Raw genomic sequence first — 15,620 nt, forward strand, 5'->3', positions numbered from 1 at the left:
AATGACCGACTATAAAGCCACGCTAAACCTTCCGGACACCGCCTTCCCAATGAAGGCCGGCCTGCCACAGCGCGAACCGCAGATCCTGCAGCGCTGGGACAGTATTGGCCTGTACGGAAAGTTGCGCGAAATTGGCAAGGATCGTCCGAAATTCGTCCTGCACGACGGCCCTCCTTATGCCAACGGCACGATTCACATCGGTCATGCGCTGAACAAGATTCTCAAGGACATGATCGTCCGCTCGAAGACCCTTTCGGGCTTCGACGCACCGTATGTCCCGGGTTGGGATTGCCACGGCCTGCCGATCGAACACAAAGTCGAAGTGACCCACGGCAAGAACCTGGGCGCCGATAAAACCCGCGAACTGTGCCGTGCCTACGCCACCGAGCAGATCGAAGGGCAGAAGTCCGAGTTCATCCGCCTGGGTGTCCTGGGCGACTGGGCCAACCCGTACAAAACCATGGACTTCAAGAACGAGGCCGGTGAAATCCGCGCCTTGGCCGAAATCGTCAAGGGCGGTTTCGTGTTCAAGGGCCTCAAGCCCGTGAACTGGTGCTTCGACTGCGGTTCGGCCCTGGCTGAAGCGGAAGTCGAGTACGAAGACAAGAAGTCCTCGACCATCGACGTGGCCTTCCCGATCGCCGACGACGCCAAGCTGGCCGCGGCCTTTGGCCTGGCAAGCCTGGCCAAGCCAGCCGCCATCGTGATCTGGACCACCACCCCGTGGACCATCCCCGCCAACCAGGCGCTGAACGTCCACCCGGAATTCACCTACGCCCTGGTGGATGTCGGTGATCGCCTGCTGGTGCTGGCCGAAGAGATGGTCGAAGCCTGCCTGGCGCGTTACGCGCTGGAAGGTTCGGTGATCGCCACCACCACCGGTTCCGCGCTGGAACTGATCAACTTCCGTCACCCGTTCTACGACCGCCTGTCGCCGGTGTACCTGGCTGACTACGTTGAACTGGGCGCCGGCACCGGCATCGTTCACTCCGCGCCTGCTTACGGCGTAGACGACTTCGTGACCTGCAAGGCCTACGGCATGGTCAACGACGACATCTTGAACCCGGTGCAGAGCAACGGTGTTTATGCGCCGTCCCTGGAATTCTTCGGTGGCCAGTTCATCTTCAAGGCCAACCAGCCGATCATCGACAAGCTGTCGGAAGTCGGCGCGCTGCTGCACACCGAGACCATCAAGCACAGCTACATGCACTGCTGGCGCCACAAGACCCCGCTGATCTACCGCGCCACCGCGCAGTGGTTCATCGGCATGGATAAAGAACCGGCCAGCGGCGACACCCTGCGCAACCGTGCGATCAAAGCCATCGAAGACACCAAGTTCGTCCCGGCCTGGGGCCAGGCGCGCCTGCACTCGATGATCGCCAACCGTCCGGACTGGTGCATCTCCCGCCAGCGCAACTGGGGCGTGCCGATCCCGTTCTTCCTCAACAAGGAAAGCGGCGAGCTGCACCCGCGTACCGTCGAACTGATGGAAGTCGTGGCCCAGCGCGTTGAGCAGGAAGGCATCGAAGCCTGGTTCAAGCTGGACGCCGCCGAGCTGTTGGGCGACGAAGCGCCGCTGTACGACAAGATCAGCGACACCCTCGACGTGTGGTTCGACTCCGGCACCACCCATTGGCACGTGCTGCGCGGTTCGCACCCGATGGGTCATGCGGCCGGCCCGCGCGCCGACCTGTACCTGGAAGGTTCGGACCAGCACCGTGGCTGGTTCCACTCGTCGCTTTTGACCGGTTGCGCCATCGACGACCACGCACCGTACCGCGAACTGCTGACCCACGGTTTCACCGTCGACGAAAACGGCCGCAAGATGTCCAAGTCCCTGGGCAACGTGATCGCGCCGCAAAAGGTCAACGACACCCTGGGCGCTGACATCATGCGTCTGTGGGTGGCCTCGACCGATTATTCGGGCGAGATGGCCGTGTCGGAGCAGATCCTGCAGCGTAGCGCCGATGCCTACCGCCGTATCCGCAATACCGCACGCTTCATGCTGTCGAACCTGACCGGTTTCAACCCGGCTACCGACATCCTGCCGGCCGAGGACATGCTTGCCCTGGACCGTTGGGCCGTGGACCGTACCCTGTTGCTGCAGCGCGAGTTGCAAGAGCACTACGGCGAATACCGCTTCTGGAACGTCTACTCGAAGATCCACAACTTCTGCGTGCAGGAGCTGGGCGGTTTCTACCTCGACATCATCAAGGATCGCCAGTACACCACCGGCGTCAACAGCAAGGCGCGCCGCTCGGCGCAGACCGCGCTGTACCACATCTCCGAAGCGCTGGTGCGCTGGATCGCACCGATCCTGGCCTTCACCGCCGACGAACTGTGGGAATACCTGCCGGGCGAGCGCAACGAATCGGTGATGCTCAACACTTGGTACGAAGGCCTGACCGAACTGCCGGCCGACTTCGAACTGGGCCGCGAGTACTGGGACGGCGTGATGGCGGTGAAAGTGGCCGTGAACAAGGAGCTGGAAGTGCAGCGCGCGGCCAAGGCCGTCGGTGGCAACCTGCAAGCCGAAGTCACCCTGTTTGCCGAGGAAGGCCTGAGCGCCGACCTGGCCAAGCTGAGCAACGAACTGCGCTTCGTGCTGATCACCTCCACCGCGAGCCTGGCGCCATTCGCCCAGGCCCCGGCGGACGCCGTGGCTACCGAAGTGCCTGGCCTGAAGCTCAAAGTCGTCAAGTCGGCCTTCCCCAAGTGCGCCCGTTGCTGGCACTGCCGTGAAGATGTCGGCGTGAACCCTGAGCATCCGGAAATCTGCGGTCGTTGCGTCGACAACATCAGCGGTGCCGGCGAGGTTCGTCACTATGCCTAACGCCAGTCGTTTCGGACGTCTTGGCTGGCTCGTATTGAGCGTGCTGGTCCTGGTCATCGACCAGGTCAGCAAGGCTCACTTCGAGGGCTCCCTGGAGATGTTCCAGCAGATCGTGGTGATCCCGGATTACTTCAGCTGGACGCTGGCCTATAACACCGGCGCGGCGTTCAGCTTCCTGGCCGATGGCGGCGGCTGGCAGCGCTGGTTGTTCGCCCTGATCGCCGTGGTGGTCAGTGCGGTGCTGGTGGTCTGGCTCAAGCGACTGGGGCGCGATGACACCTGGCTGGCCATCGCCTTGGCGCTGGTGCTGGGTGGCGCGCTGGGCAACCTGTACGACCGCATCGCCCTGGGCCATGTGATCGACTTCATTCTGGTGCATTGGCAGAACCGCTGGTACTTCCCCGCGTTCAATTTTGCCGACAGCGCCATCACCGTCGGTGCAATCATGCTGGCACTCGATATGTTCAAAAGTAAGAAAACCGGAGAGACCGTTCATGACTGATCAGGTATTGGCTGAACAACGCATCGGCCAGAACACGGAAGTCACCTTGCATTTCGCATTGCGCCTGGAGAATGGCGACACGGTCGACAGCACGTTCGACAAATCCCCGGCGACCTTCAAGGTGGGCGATGGCAACCTGCTGCCGGGTTTTGAAGCGGCCTTGTTCGGCTTCAAGGCCGGCGACAAGCGCACCCTGCAGATCCTGCCGGAAAACGCCTTTGGCCAGCCCAACCCGCAAAACGTACAGATCATCCCGCGTTCGCAGTTCCAGGACATGGAACTGTCGGAAGGCCTGCTGGTGATCTTCAACGATGCGGCGAACACCGAGCTGCCGGGTGTGGTCAAAGCCTTCGATGACGCGCAAGTGACCATCGACTTCAACCACCCGTTGGCCGGTAAAACCTTGACGTTTGACGTAGAAATCTTCGACGTTAAAGCGCTCTAACTGACAGAACCGGCTCCTGCGGGCGCTGGCTTGTGTGGGAGCTGGCTTGCCTGCGATGGCATCACCTCGGTGTACCTGATACACCGAGTCGACCGCATCGCACGCAAGCCAGCTCCCACAAAGACACGAGGCACAGCATGCAAATCAAACTCGCCAACCCCCGTGGCTTCTGCGCCGGCGTGGACCGCGCGATCGAAATCGTCAACCGTGCCCTGGAAGTCTTCGGGCCGCCGATTTATGTGCGCCATGAAGTCGTCCACAACAAATTCGTGGTCGAAGACTTGCGCGCTCGCGGCGCCATCTTTGTCGAAGAGCTCGACCAGGTGCCGGACGACGTTATCGTTATCTTCAGCGCCCACGGCGTATCCCAGGCGGTGCGGACCGAAGCAGCAGGCCGCGGCCTGAAAGTGTTCGATGCCACCTGCCCATTGGTTACCAAGGTGCATATCGAAGTCGCGCGCTACAGCCGTGATGGCCGTGAGTGCATCCTGATCGGCCACGCCGGCCACCCGGAAGTCGAAGGCACCATGGGCCAGTACGATGGCAGCAACGGTGGCGCGATCTACCTGGTGGAAGACGAAAAAGACGTCGCCAACCTGCAGGTACGCAACCCTGAGCGTTTGGCCTTCGTCACCCAGACCACGTTGTCGATGGACGACACCAGCCGAGTGATCGATGCCTTGCGCACACGCTTCCCGGCAATTGGCGGCCCACGCAAGGACGACATCTGCTACGCCACGCAAAACCGCCAGGACGCAGTCAAGCAACTGGCCGATGAATGTGATGTGGTGCTGGTTGTCGGCAGCCCTAACAGCTCCAACTCCAACCGCCTGCGTGAACTGGCTGAACGCATGGCCACGCCGGCGTACCTGATCGACGGCGCCGAGGACATGCAGCGCAGTTGGTTCGACGGCGTCGAGCGCATCGGCATCACTGCGGGCGCCTCGGCACCGGAAGTGCTGGTGCGCGGTGTGATCCAGCAGTTGCAGGCCTGGGGCGCCACCGGTGCCGATGAGTTGGCCGGTCGTGAGGAGAACATCACTTTCTCCATGCCCAAGGAGCTGCGGGTGCGTTCGCTGCTCTGAGTCCCAGGGTGTTGAGCGAGCCCCGGCATAATGCCTGCTCGGTTTTATCCCGGCGCAGGCTGATGCGTCCGCTGGGAGCCAGCACCACTTGAAACAGGCTTTGTGCCTGATCCGTGGCGCATACATGCACGGTGCCGGCACGAAAGCCCCCGCCGGCAAAGACCGGCTCGCCCAGCCCGCTGAAGCGTACCTGGCTCCTGACCGGGCCATTGCCCACGATCGGTACGCGCCCATTGTCCTGGTGCTCCAGCAGTACGGGATTATCGTCGTCCAGATGGCCGCGCCCGTTCAGGTCCACGATCACCCGCCAGCCCCGGCTCCAATCGTCGTCCAAGGCATGAATGACTACCGCCCGGTTGCGTGCGATGGCTTCGCTGCGCGCATAGCGCAGGCCGCCAACCAGAGACTGGGCCGCACTGTGTCGCTGCTGGGACTCCAGCAACCCCTTGAAACTGGGGACCGCCAGCTGCGCGAGGATGCCGCTCAGGATCAGCCCGAGCAGTAGTTCGATCAGGGTGAAGCCTCGTTGTGTCATGTGCGGTCCCTCCGTGGACGCGATGAATATTCAGGTGGCATGCCTAGGTATAGCGCTCCGGTCGTGGCGTTGAATGCTGGCCTTTATGTCCAAAGTATTTCCCTTTGTTCCGGGAGCGGCACAGGCCGAAAACCGCCGCTAGTCTTGGGCCGCACAGCAGGTTTTTCCTGCTTTTTCCGGCCTTTGACAGGGATGACGACGGTAATGCTTGCTTGCTCGACTGCTTTGTTTCGACCGGTGACTTCCCGCCACCAAACCGGCATGACCCTGATCGAGGTGGTGGTGGCGGTGCTGATTCTGGTGATCGGCCTGCTGGGCGCTGCGGTGGTCCAGCTCAATGCGCTCAAGTACACCGACAGTACGCGGATGACCAGCCAGGCCAGCTTCATCGCCTACGACATGCTGGACCGCATTCGCGCCAATGCTGGCGCCGACTATTCGTGGGTGCGAACCGAGCGCGCGCCACTGTTCACGTCGACGGGCAGCGTGCGCGACCTCGACCTGCACGATTTCGAGGCCAATATCATCGGTTTCGCCGGCGACAGCGGCAGTGGCTCGGTGCTCGTTCGTGCCGATGAGGTGACCGTGAGCATCAGTTGGGATGATGCCAGGGGGGCAAAAAAAGCCGGGGCGAGGGAAACGCTCACACTCACCAGCCGCATCGCCGATGAATCGCAGGTGTCGCAATGAATCGGCGGGTGCGGGGTTTCAGTGTGTTGGAGCTGCTGCTGGCGTTGACGCTCGGGTTGGTGCTGAGCCTTGGGTTCAGCCAAATCGCCATCAGCGCTCGAACCACCGATGCCAGCCAGCAGGCCGCCATGCTGCTGCAGGATGATGCGCGGTTTGCGCTCGGCAAGCTGATTCAGGACATTCGCCTGGCGGGCATGTTCGGTTGCCTGGCTACGGCATCGATCGAAGGTGCGCCGTTGGCTTTCGATCGACCAATCAGCTGGAGTGCCACGGGTGACGCAAGGTCGCTGACGCTGGTCAGCGCTGAGGTCGGCGAGGACGGCGGCGCGCCGGATTGGACCGTATTGTCCGACTGCTCCGGCTCAGCCCACGCTTATGCCGGTACGCCACCACCCGCCGTGCCGGGGCAGATACGCTTTGCGATACGCCAGCTCACCTACACCTTCGAGGCTGGCCAGCTGAAAGTCAGTACCCCGTCAGCCCCGGCCAAGGCGGTGCTGGTGGACAACGTGCAGGCGTTCGAGATCAGTTTCGGCGTGGCAGCCAAGCCTGACTCGACGCCGGTGGTGGGTTATGACCCCGGCCCGGCCGACAATTCGCTGATACGCAGTGTACGCATCCGTTTGACGCTGCAAGACCCGGACGGGTTGGTGAAGGCGCAAACCTGGAGCGTGGTTGCAGCGCTGCGCAACCGGCTGGGGTAGGGCGACCATGGCAGGGTTTCGTGTTGTTGAACGACGGCAGGCGGGCATGGTGCTGCTGATCAGCCTGGTGTTCCTGTTGCTGTTATCGCTGATCGCGTTGTCTTCGATGCAGGGTGCGGTGTCCCAGCAGAAGGTCGTTGGCAGTGTCTGGCATCGCAACCAGTCGCTGCAAAGTGCCGAAAGTGGCCTGAGGCTGGGGGAGGCGGCCGTGCGGCGGGCAGGCGCCGCATGGCCTGTGTGCGCGTCGATCATCACCTGTGCGCCGCCGCGCGAGTCGTCTTCGGTGATAGCTCCCGGAACCGATCCCGTTTCGAGGGTGAACTGGGCCGCCATGGACGGCGGTCTTTACGCGGTTCAAGCGCTCGGGCCTGTCGTGGGGCTGGCTCATTTGCCTGCGCAGATGCCGGCAATGCTCTATCGGGTTACGGCGGTGGGGCTCCGTGGCCAATCGCGCACGGTGCTGGAGGCCATGTATGCGCGGGTGGACGAGGGGGGGCGCTCGCGGTTTCAGCGAGTGATGTGGCGACAACTTTACTGAGGAGCGGCGCAATGGGCATGGATAGCCAGGGTTTTACATTGATTGAGTTACTGACTGCCGTGGCGATCGTCGCGGTGCTGGCCGGTGTCGTTTATCCGGCGTATGTCGGCCATGTGAACAAGGCCTATCGCGCGGAAATTGTCGTGCTGTTGACCGAGCAAGCTCAGTCTCTGGAGCGGTATTACACGAGCAATGGCAGTTTTATTGATGCAAGCGGCGTCAGCGTCGGCAATGATCGCTATAGAATCACGGCTGCGCTGAACCCTCAGGATTTCAGCCTGCTGGCCACACCAGGCGTCGACTCTGTCATGGCAGGCGACGCTTGCGGGGCATTCAGCCTGACCAGTAGCGGTGCGCGGACCAACCCCGGAGCGGCCCCAGGCATGTCACGCAAGACATGCTGGGGGCAGTGATGGGTGTACTCCATGAGTGGGCGCCGAGTGCGCTTTTCCCTTTTTATCGGCTGGATCAAATGATGGCTAAGCAACAGCGAGTGGTGGTGGTCGGTGGCGGAGTAATCGGCTTGTTGACGGCGTTCAACCTGGCGACCCAGGGCCTGGCAATCGTACTGCTGGAGCGCTCGGGGCTCGGGCAGGAGTCCTCGTGGGCAGGCGGCGGCATTGTCTCGCCACTGTACCCGTGGCGCTACAGCCCGGCAGTCACGGCTTTGGCTCATTGGTCCCAGGACTTTTATCCACAACTGGCCGAGCGCTTGTTTGCCGATACCGGCGTTGATCCGGAGGTCCACACCACCGGGCTCTACTGGCTGGACCTGGAGGATGAAGCCGACGCATTGGCCTGGGCCGCGCGCGAAGGACGGCCATTGAGCAAGGTGGATGTATCGGTCGCCCATGATGCGGTTCCGGTGCTGGGCGGTGGTTACTCCCAGGCGATCTACATGGCGAATGTGGCGAATGTGCGCAACCCGCGCCTGATCAAATCCCTCAAGGCGGCGCTGCTGGCGCTCCCACGCGTGACGATTCATGAACAGTGCGAAGTTGACGGCTTTGTGTTGGACGGCGACAACGTCGTCGGCGTGAATACGCCTGCCGGGCCGGTGCTCGGTGATCAGGTCGTGCTTGCGGCGGGGGCCTGGAGTGGGCAGTTGCTGGACAAGCTGGGCCTGTCGCTGCCGGTTGAGCCGGTCAAAGGCCAGATGATTCTGTACAAATGCGCCTCGGACTTTCTGTCGAGCATGGTCCTGGCCAACGGGCGTTATGCGATCCCGCGGCGTGACGGGCACATTCTGATTGGCAGTACCCTGGAACATGAAGGGTTCGACAAGACGCCGACCGGATCGGCGCTGGAGAGCCTGAAGGCTTCGGCCGTGGAGTTGATTCCCGCCCTGGCGGATGCCGAGGTGGTGGGCCATTGGGCGGGCCTGCGGCCAGGCTCGCCGGAAGGTATTCCCTACATCGGTCCTGTCCCCGGTTTCAACGGGCTGTGGCTCAATTGCGGGCATTACCGCAACGGCCTCGTGCTGGCGCCGGCGTCGTGCCAGTTATTCGCCGATTTGTTGTTGGGGCACACGCCGATCATCGACCCGGCGCCCTACGCGCCCGCAGGTCGGATCAACGTTGAATAGCTTTCGGCCCTTGCTCCAGATGCGCCTGGGTGCAATACCATTCTTGCCGTGAGCTCAGTGCTCGGTCCTGCGGCAGATGTACGCCGCAGTGAGCGCAGCGCACCATTGGCGTTGCGTCGGGTTCGCCGGAGCGTTGTTGTTTGACGGCCGGGTTTTTGAATTTGCGCCAGAACCATACCGCGGCAGCAATGACGGCAATCCAGAACAGTAGACGAACCATGATGGGCAGTTTCTCGACAAGGAATGCGCCAGTTTAGCCAAGGACGTGGCAGGCGCACAGCGCAATAACGCTTGCGCATAAAAAAGGGAGCCCCGAGGGCTCCCTTTTTACGTTGCGTCGGATGATCAGTCGAACACACCGAAGGTCATGTAGCTGAACCACGAGCGGTCCTGGTTGTTGCCCAGGGCTTGCGGCGCTTGTTCTTCGATCACATCGCCATTTTCATCATGGGGCTTGAGGTCCGCAGGGATGGCTTCCTTGGCGTCCTGGAACTGTTTCATCACGTCCTGGTTGGCGCGGGTTTCACCCGGCGGCAGCGGTGGACGCGACTCGATCAGGCCCAGGGTGTACTTGCTCAGCCACGAACGGTTGTCCGCTTCGGCAACCTGAGGCACGAACTGGCCGTCTTTCAGGCTTGGGTGATCCGGGTAGTTGAGCTTCAGGGTTTCCAGGCTGGTGGCCGCCAGGGCGTCCAGGTGCAGGCGCTGGTAGGCCTCGGTCATCACCGCCAGGCCGTCACCCACGGAAGGGGTTTCCTGGAAGTTTTCCACGACATAGCGACCACGGTTGGCGGCTGCCACGTAAGCCTGACGGGTCAGGTAGTAGTGGGCCACGTGGATTTCGTAGGAGGCCAGCAGGTTGCGCAGGTAGATCATGCGCTGCTTGGCGTCCGGCGCGTAGCGGCTGTTGGGATAGCGGCTGGTCAGCTGGGCGAACTCGTTGTAGGAGTCGCGGGCAGCGCCCGGGTCACGCTTGGTCATGTCCAGCGGCAGGAAGCGCGCCAGCAGGCCAACGTCCTGGTCGAACGAGGTCAGGCCCTTGAGGTAGTAGGCATAGTCGACGTTCGGGTGCTGCGGGTGCAGGCGGATAAAACGCTCGGCGGCGGACTTGGCGGCTTCCGGCTCGGCGTTCTTGTAGTTGGCGTAGATCAGCTCGAGCTGGGCCTGGTCGGCGTAGCGCCCGAACGGATAGCGCGACTCCAGGGCCTTCAGCTTGGCTGTGGCACTGGTGTAGCTATTATTGTCCAAGTCTTTTTGAGCTTGTTGATACAGCTCGACTTCGCTCAGGTTTTCGTCGACGACTTCCTTTGTTGACGAGCAAGCAGCAGTCATGGCGAGGATGGCGATCAGCAGCAGGTGTTTCACTTGCATGGCGGCTTGCGTCCCTATGACGGCCGCTGTCTTGGGCGGGGCCGTCCTGTTATGATGAGCGCCCCGTTGAAAGCATCGGGGCAAAAGACGCCGTATTTAACCACAAGCGCGCAGCCGAAACCAAAGGCTGTGCCACGCCTAGTCTGAGCATGTCCGATAAAATTGAACTTCGCGCAGAGGTGCCGTCCGAATTGGGCGGCCAACGCCTCGATCAAGTCGCCGCACAATTATTCGCTGAGCACTCGCGCTCGCGCCTTTCCGCCTGGATCAAAGACGGCCGCCTGACTGTGGATGGAGCGGTTATCCGCCCGCGAGACATAGTCCATGGCGGTGCGATTCTTGAGCTGACTGCCGAGCAGGAAGCCCAGGGAGAATGGATCGCCCAGGACATCGAGCTGGACATCGTCTATGAAGACGACGACATCCTGGTCATCAACAAACCCGCAGGCCTGGTGGTTCACCCGGCGGCCGGGCACGCTGATGGCACCTTGCTCAATGCTCTGTTGCACCATGTGCCGGATATCATCAATGTCCCGCGCTGTGGCATCGTACACCGCCTGGACAAGGACACGACCGGCTTGATGGTGGTGGCCAAGACCATTCAGGCCCAGACGCAGCTGGTTACACAGTTGCAGAGCCGCAGCGTCAGCCGGATCTACGAGTGCATCGTGATCGGCGTCGTGGTGGCGGGTGGCAAGATCAATGCGCCTATCGGTCGTCACGGCCAGCAGCGCCAGCGTATGGCGGTGATGGAAGGCGGCAAGCAGGCCGTCAGCCACTACCGTGTGCTGGAGCGTTTCCGGTCCCACACCCATGTGCGGGTCAAGCTGGAAACCGGCCGTACCCACCAGATTCGTGTACACATGGCGCACATCAACTTCCCGTTGGTCGGAGATCCGGCCTACGGCGGTCGCTTCCGTATTCCGCCGGCGGCCAGTGTCACCATGGTTGAATCGCTGAAGTCCTTCCCGCGTCAGGCGCTGCATGCGCGGTTCCTGGAGCTGGATCATCCGACGAGCGGTAAGCGGATGAGCTGGGAATCGCCTCTGCCGGACGATCTGGTCTGGTTGCTGTCGCTGCTCAGGCAGGATCGCGAGGCATTTATCGGATGAGTGACTGGCTGATTCCTGACTGGCCCGCGCCGGCTCAGGTCAAGGCCTGCGTCACCACCCGTGCGGGCGGCGTCAGCCTGGCGCCGTTCGACAGCCTCAACCTGGGCGATCACGTCGAGGACAGCCCCGAGGCTGTGCTTGAAAATCGCCGTCGCCTCACCGAAGTCTTTCATGTCCGGCCGGCCTGGCTCCGCCAGGTCCACGGCGTGAACGTGGTCGAGGCCGACCCCGAGCGCATTGCCGAAGCCGACGGCAGTTGGACCAGCACGCCGGGCATCGCCTGCACCTCCATGACCGCCGATTGCCTGCCTGCGTTGTTCTGCAACCGCGCCGGCACACGCGTCGCCGCCGCTCACGCGGGTTGGCGTGGCTTGGCCGCGGGCGTGCTGGAGGCCACCGCCGAAAGCCTGCAAGCCGAGCCTGCCGACATATTGGTCTGGCTGGGCCCGGCCATTGGCCCGCAAGCCTTCGAAGTCGGCCCGGAAGTGCGGGAAGCGTTCGTGCAGCAACTGCCGGGCACCGCCCAGGCCTTTGTGCCCAGCCGCAACCCTGGCAAGTTCATGGCCGATATCTACCAGTTGGCCCGTTTGCGCCTGGCTGCCCGCGGTATCACTGCCGTTTACGGTGGCGGGTTCTGCACCGTGAACGATCCGCGCTTCTTTTCTTTCCGCCGCAGTCCACGCACGGGTCGGTTCGCCTCCCTTATTTGGCTGGAGCGCTAGACTCTTCTGATCTACGTCAACTGTCCGACGCTTGAATCTCCCAGAATCGACCACATCTATAGGGCTATCTGGCAGGTTTCTTCATTCAGGATGTGTTTGTAGCTCCGGCCTGCTCAAAAGGAAGGTGACTAATGCGTATTGATCGTTTAACCAGCAAACTGCAATTGGCCTTATCGGACTCCCAGTCCCTGGCAGTCGGCCTCGACCACCCGGCCATTGAGCCTGCGCACTTGATGCAGGCGCTCCTGGAACAGCAAGGTGGTTCTATCAAGCCCTTGCTGATGCAGGTGGGCTTCGACGTCAACAGCCTGCGCAAAGAGTTGAGCAAAGAGCTCGACCAACTGCCGAAAATCCAGAATCCTACGGGCGACGTGAATATGTCCCAGGACCTGGCGCGCCTGCTCAATCAAGCGGACCGCCTGGCTCAGCAGAAGGGCGACCAGTTCATCTCCAGCGAGCTGGTGCTGCTCGCCGCCATGGACGAAAACAGCAAGCTCGGCAAATTGTTGCTGGGCCAGGGCGTCAGCAAAAAAGCCCTGGAAAACGCCATCAACAACCTGCGTGGCGGCGAAGCGGTGAACGACCCCAACCACGAGGAGTCGCGCCAGGCCCTGGATAAATACACTGTCGACCTGACCAAGCGCGCCGAAGAAGGCAAGCTGGACCCGGTGATCGGCCGTGACGACGAGATTCGTCGCACCATCCAGGTCCTGCAGCGCCGTACCAAGAACAACCCGGTGCTGATCGGTGAGCCTGGTGTGGGTAAAACCGCGATTGCCGAGGGCCTGGCCCAGCGCATCATCAACGGTGAAGTGCCTGACGGCCTCAAGGGCAAGCGCCTGCTGTCCCTGGACATGGGGTCGCTGATCGCTGGCGCCAAATTCCGCGGCGAGTTCGAAGAGCGTCTCAAATCCCTGCTTAACGAGCTGTCGAAGCAGGAAGGGCAGATCATTCTGTTTATCGACGAGTTGCACACCATGGTCGGCGCCGGTAAAGGCGAAGGCTCGATGGACGCCGGCAACATGCTCAAGCCTGCCTTGGCGCGGGGTGAGTTGCACTGCGTGGGTGCCACCACGCTCAACGAATACCGCCAGTACATCGAGAAGGATGCAGCCCTTGAGCGGCGTTTCCAGAAAGTGCTGGTGGAAGAGCCGAGCGAAGAAGACACCATCGCGATCCTGCGGGGCCTGAAAGAACGCTATGAGGTCCACCACAAGGTAGCGATCACTGACGGCGCGATCATTGCGGCGGCGAAATTGAGCCATCGCTATATCACCGACCGGCAGTTGCCCGACAAGGCCATCGACCTGATCGACGAAGCGGCCAGCCGTATCCGCATGGAGATCGACTCCAAGCCGGAAGTGCTCGACCGTCTGGATCGGCGCCTGATTCAACTGAAAGTCGAATCCCAGGCACTGAAAAAAGAAGAGGACGAAGCGGCGAAAAAACGTCTGGAAAAACTTCAGGAAGAAATCCTCCGCTTGGAGCGCGAGTACTCGGACCTCGAGGAAATCTGGAACGCGGAAAAAGCTGAAGTACAGGGTTCGGCACAGATCCAGCAAAAGATCGAGCAGTCGCGCCAGGAGCTGGAAACCGCACGCCGTAAGGGCGACCTGAACCGCATGGCCGAGTTGCAGTACGGGGTGATCCCGGACCTGGAACGCAGCCTGCAGATGGTCGACCAGCATGGTCACAGCGAGAACCAATTGCTGCGCAGCAAGGTGACCGAGGAAGAAATTGCCGAAGTTGTCTCGAAGTGGACCGGTATCCCCGTGTCGAAAATGCTCGAAGGCGAGCGCGACAAGCTGATGAAGATGGAAAGCCTGTTGCACCAGCGCGTCATCGGCCAGGAAGAGGCGGTGGTGGCGGTGTCCAACGCGGTACGGCGTTCCCGTGCCGGGTTGTCCGACCCGAATCGTCCAAGTGGTTCGTTTATGTTCCTCGGCCCGACCGGTGTGGGTAAGACCGAGTTGTGCAAGGCCTTGGCCGAGTTCCTCTTCGACACCGAAGAAGCCATGGTGCGGATCGATATGTCCGAGTTCATGGAGAAACATTCCGTGGCTCGCCTGATCGGGGCGCCACCGGGCTACGTAGGCTACGAGGAAGGCGGTTACCTGACCGAAGCGGTACGGCGCAAGCCTTACTCGGTGATCCTGCTGGATGAGGTCGAGAAGGCCCACCCGGACGTGTTCAACATCTTGCTGCAGGTGCTGGAAGATGGCCGGCTGACGGACAGCCACGGGCGTACTGTGGATTTCCGCAACACGGTGATCGTGATGACCTCCAACCTGGGGTCGGTGCAGATCCAGGAACTGGTGGGCGATCGTGAAGCCCAGCGCGCAGCTGTGATGGATGCGCTGACCACGCACTTCCGCCCGGAATTCATCAACCGGGTCGATGAAGTGGTGATCTTTGAGCCTTTGGCACGGGATCAGATCGCGGGCATCACCGAGATCCAGTTGGGCCGCCTGCGCAGCCGTCTGGCCGAGCGCGAGCTGGCGCTGGAGCTGAGCCCCGAGGCGTTGGACAAGCTGATCGCGGTCGGTTACGACCCGGTGTATGGCGCACGGCCGTTGAAGCGTGCGATCCAGCGCTGGATCGAAAACCCGCTGGCCCAGCTGATTCTGTCGGGCAGCTTTATGCCGGGCACCAGCGTCAAGGCCACGGTGGAAAACGACGAAATCGTCTTCCACTGAGTTCGGTCGGTCGGGCTATAAAGAGAGGGCCTCGCGTTGCGAGGCCTTTTTTTTCGATAGGGCGTTGAACTGTAAGGCAAAGGCTTGTAAAGTGCGCCCCGCAGCAACGTCAGCCCACGGGTTTCTTCTCCCCAAGAAGAAATCAGAAAGAAGCGCAAATCATTGTCTTAAAAGCAATTTAAAGGGTTGACAGGGGTTTTTAAGATTGTAGAATAGCGCGCCTCAGAGACGCGAACGTAGCGATACGGACGCATCGAAGAGAAGGTTACACCGCAGTAAAAGTTGTACATTTGAAATGTGTAGTTCCGTGATAGCTCAGTCGGTAGAGCAAATGACTGTTAATCATTGGGTCCCAGGTTCGAGTCCTGGTCACGGAGCCAATTTCAAAACCGGGGTATAGCGCAGTCCGGTAGCGCGCCTGCTTTGGGAGCAGGATGTCAGGAGTTCGAATCCCCTTACCCCGACCATTTTTGGGTCGTTAGCTCAGTTGGTAGAGCAGTTGGCTTTTAACCAATTGGTCGTAGGTTCGAATCCCACACGACCCACCATTTTTGAAACCAGTTAACGCTGGAATCAGATCTTAAGATCAGCGGCCAAAAGCCCTGATCGAAGAAGGCGGCTGAGAGGTCGCCTTTGTTTTACCGGGGTATAGCGCAGTCCGGTAGCGCGCCTGCTTTGGGAGCAGGATGTCAGGAGTTCGAATCCCCTTACCCCGACCATATTAAAAATCCTCGTATCGAAAGATACGGGGATTTTTTTTGCCTGAAATTATCCCAAATCCAACACAACACCAATGTGGGAG

15 protein-coding genes and 4 tRNA genes are annotated in these 15,620 nt (G+C 61.2%); 16 read left to right on the forward strand and 3 right to left on the reverse strand.

The window, feature by feature from the left end; translation table 11 throughout:
* The first annotated feature begins 1 nt into the window (after nt 1).
* The 4 genes from ileS (at nt 2) to ispH (ending at nt 4,865) form a co-directional block, all read left to right on the forward strand.
* On the forward strand, nt 2-2,833 hold the full coding sequence (ileS, locus tag C8K66_RS15475; RefSeq protein ID WP_017845490.1) for an isoleucine--tRNA ligase: 2,832 nt from the start codon (nt 2-4) through the stop codon (nt 2,831-2,833).
* Nucleotides 2,826-3,335, forward strand: a complete 510-nt coding sequence (lspA, locus tag C8K66_RS15480; RefSeq protein ID WP_017845489.1) for a signal peptidase II — start codon at nt 2,826-2,828, stop codon at nt 3,333-3,335. Before ileS ends, lspA begins: the two co-directional genes overlap by 8 nt.
* A 7-nt stretch (nt 3,336-3,342) precedes the next feature.
* A complete protein-coding gene (fkpB, locus tag C8K66_RS15485) occupies nt 3,343-3,780 on the forward strand; it encodes an FKBP-type peptidyl-prolyl cis-trans isomerase (protein WP_169850802.1) in 438 nt (145 codons plus the stop codon).
* A gap of 137 nt (nt 3,781-3,917) precedes the next feature.
* A complete protein-coding gene (ispH, locus tag C8K66_RS15490) occupies nt 3,918-4,865 on the forward strand; it encodes a 4-hydroxy-3-methylbut-2-enyl diphosphate reductase (RefSeq protein WP_017845487.1) in 948 nt (315 codons plus the stop codon).
* Here ispH and C8K66_RS15495 read toward each other — a convergent pair.
* Complete coding sequence (locus C8K66_RS15495; protein WP_046384738.1) at nt 4,819-5,400, reverse strand: GspH/FimT family protein; 582 nt, start codon at nt 5,398-5,400, stop codon at nt 4,819-4,821. The genes ispH and C8K66_RS15495 overlap by 47 nt on opposite strands.
* A gap of 204 nt (nt 5,401-5,604) precedes the next feature.
* Here C8K66_RS15495 and pilV point away from each other — a divergent pair, with 204 nt between their 5' ends.
* The 5 genes from pilV (at nt 5,605) to thiO (ending at nt 8,917) form a co-directional block, all read left to right on the forward strand.
* Nucleotides 5,605-6,090 carry a type IV pilus modification protein PilV gene (pilV, locus tag C8K66_RS15500; protein ID WP_032804232.1) on the forward strand — a complete coding sequence of 162 codons (486 nt, stop codon included), beginning with the start codon at nt 5,605-5,607 and terminating at the stop codon, nt 6,088-6,090.
* On the forward strand, nt 6,087-6,794 hold the full coding sequence (locus tag C8K66_RS15505) for a PilW family protein (RefSeq protein WP_046384737.1): 708 nt from the start codon (nt 6,087-6,089) through the stop codon (nt 6,792-6,794). Before pilV ends, C8K66_RS15505 begins: the two co-directional genes overlap by 4 nt.
* A 46-nt stretch (nt 6,795-6,840) precedes the next feature.
* Complete coding sequence (locus C8K66_RS15510) at nt 6,841-7,332, forward strand: PilX N-terminal domain-containing pilus assembly protein (protein ID WP_233098929.1); 492 nt, start codon at nt 6,841-6,843, stop codon at nt 7,330-7,332.
* Nucleotides 7,333-7,343: 11 nt separating this feature from the next.
* Entirely contained in the window at nt 7,344-7,745 is a 402-nt protein-coding gene (locus C8K66_RS15515; RefSeq protein WP_017845482.1) for a type IV pilin protein, read from the forward strand.
* A 62-nt stretch (nt 7,746-7,807) separates the two neighbouring features.
* Nucleotides 7,808-8,917, forward strand: coding sequence for a glycine oxidase ThiO (gene thiO / locus C8K66_RS15520; RefSeq protein WP_108525311.1), 1,110 nt, complete (start codon nt 7,808-7,810; stop codon nt 8,915-8,917).
* On the opposite strand, the gene C8K66_RS15525 is transcribed toward thiO, so the two are convergent.
* Together C8K66_RS15525 and C8K66_RS15530 are read right to left on the reverse strand one after the other, a co-directional pair.
* Nucleotides 8,904-9,137 carry a PP0621 family protein gene (locus C8K66_RS15525; protein WP_026139830.1) on the reverse strand — a complete coding sequence of 78 codons (234 nt, stop codon included), beginning with the start codon at nt 9,135-9,137 and terminating at the stop codon, nt 8,904-8,906. The genes thiO and C8K66_RS15525 overlap by 14 nt on opposite strands.
* 125 nt (nt 9,138-9,262) lie before the next feature.
* Nucleotides 9,263-10,288 (reverse strand): outer membrane protein assembly factor BamD, encoded by a 1,026-nt coding sequence (locus C8K66_RS15530; protein ID WP_017845480.1) that lies wholly within the window; start codon nt 10,286-10,288, stop codon nt 9,263-9,265.
* A gap of 149 nt (nt 10,289-10,437) precedes the next feature.
* Between C8K66_RS15530 and rluD the strand changes: the two genes are divergently transcribed.
* The 7 genes from rluD (at nt 10,438) to C8K66_RS15570 (ending at nt 15,537) form a co-directional block, all read left to right on the forward strand.
* Complete coding sequence (gene rluD / locus C8K66_RS15535) at nt 10,438-11,400, forward strand: 23S rRNA pseudouridine(1911/1915/1917) synthase RluD (protein WP_017845479.1); 963 nt, start codon at nt 10,438-10,440, stop codon at nt 11,398-11,400.
* Nucleotides 11,397-12,122 carry a peptidoglycan editing factor PgeF gene (gene pgeF, locus C8K66_RS15540; protein WP_017845478.1) on the forward strand — a complete coding sequence of 242 codons (726 nt, stop codon included), beginning with the start codon at nt 11,397-11,399 and terminating at the stop codon, nt 12,120-12,122. The genes rluD and pgeF overlap by 4 nt, the downstream gene beginning before the upstream one ends.
* A 131-nt stretch (nt 12,123-12,253) precedes the next feature.
* Complete coding sequence (clpB, locus tag C8K66_RS15550) at nt 12,254-14,818, forward strand: ATP-dependent chaperone ClpB (protein WP_017845477.1); 2,565 nt, start codon at nt 12,254-12,256, stop codon at nt 14,816-14,818.
* 304 nt (nt 14,819-15,122) lie between these two features.
* Nucleotides 15,123-15,198, forward strand: a tRNA-Asn gene (locus tag C8K66_RS15555).
* Between the two features lie 10 nt (nt 15,199-15,208).
* Nucleotides 15,209-15,285 (forward strand) — tRNA-Pro (locus tag C8K66_RS15560).
* 5 nt (nt 15,286-15,290) lie between these two features.
* A tRNA-Lys gene (locus C8K66_RS15565) sits at nt 15,291-15,366 on the forward strand.
* Between the two features lie 94 nt (nt 15,367-15,460).
* Nucleotides 15,461-15,537, forward strand: a tRNA-Pro gene (locus C8K66_RS15570).
* The last annotated feature ends 83 nt before the right edge of the window (nt 15,538-15,620 follow it).

The sequence above is a fragment of the Pseudomonas sp. GV105 genome, from assembly GCF_003058185.1.
Classification (GTDB): Bacteria; Pseudomonadota; Gammaproteobacteria; order Pseudomonadales; family Pseudomonadaceae; genus Aquipseudomonas; species Aquipseudomonas veronii.